Annotated in this window: 1 protein-coding gene; it reads right to left on the bottom strand. The window is 34.2% G+C overall.

Going from position 1 to position 959, the window contains the following annotated elements:
- Positions 1–31: 31 nt before the first annotated feature.
- Positions 32–766 (bottom strand): hypothetical protein, encoded by a 735-nt coding sequence (locus tag OB69_RS17385; RefSeq protein WP_053225038.1) that lies wholly within the window; start codon positions 764–766, stop codon positions 32–34.
- Between the last annotated feature and the right edge of the window lie 193 nt (positions 767–959).

Raw genomic sequence — 959 nt, 5'->3', positions numbered from 1 at the left:
CTCACGGCCGTCTACTCGATTGTAGGTTTTTTTATTTTTTTGCCAGATAGATATACTCTTTAAGCGAGTCTTTTTTGAAGTTTAACTTTCTTCTTTGAAACACTACCCAATTCAGTTTTTCTAATTCGTATATATCGCTATTTACAAATGAGCCAATTTGTTTTTCAATCAGCAAGTTGTCGCTTGTTCCGTCTTTATAAAAATATGGAAGTTCATCTGCGAAATGTTGTCTGTTTTTAAAAAACTTAATTGCTGTATCTCTATCGATAACATAAAGTTTATCATCGGAATAAACTGGATATAACTCACGCATTTTAGTCAAGTTCCTAGGTTTTCCTTCTCGCATTCGATGATACTGTTCCAGCATTTTAAGCTCAATATCATATATATCACCATAGTCCAGAAAGATTTGATCTTTAACAACAGCTTTAGTTCTAATTTTTATTCCGTTTTTAATCAAACTATATCCGGTGAAATCAACCGTATCATTTATTGCAACTATTAGAATTTTAGATTCTGGAAAGATGTCCACTAAATCACTTTCAAGGTCAGTTAAAGTATCTTCTTCACTTATGTTTTTGTAGAATATCTGATCTAAAAAGATATATGTATTGTCATCAGAAAAAGTAATACTTAAATCTTTAGGAGACAGACTTGAAATTGAATTGGCTATTATTTTAGTTTTTAATTTCTTTGAATCCAGTTCATCTTCCGAAAATTCTCTCGGTAACGAGTTTATCAATATTCCGCAAATCTGATTTCCCATATTTTAATTACCTACAACGGTTTGTGTATGGTGTCGTAGCATCCCGTAGGGTGCTATGCACTATACACCTTGTGTGTGCCTTGAATGGTGAATATAGGCCAAAAATATGGCCGTTCCAACGGGTGAAAGTCCCGTAAGCACTGGGGTCGTGCCCGGAAGCTAAGCAAGTTGTATCGTCCTGAAATAGGTTGAC

It is taken from the genome of Roseivirga seohaensis subsp. aquiponti (assembly GCF_001267955.1).
GTDB lineage: Bacteria > Bacteroidota > Bacteroidia > Cytophagales > Cyclobacteriaceae > Roseivirga > Roseivirga seohaensis.
This window is presented reverse-complemented; position numbering and strand designations above follow the sequence as displayed.

Bases quoted from the DNA above. Each gene is read 5' to 3' on its own strand.
- OB69_RS17385 (WP_053225038.1), bottom strand. From the start codon at position 766: ATGGGAAATCAGATTTGCGGAATATTGATAAACTCGTTACCGAGAGAA.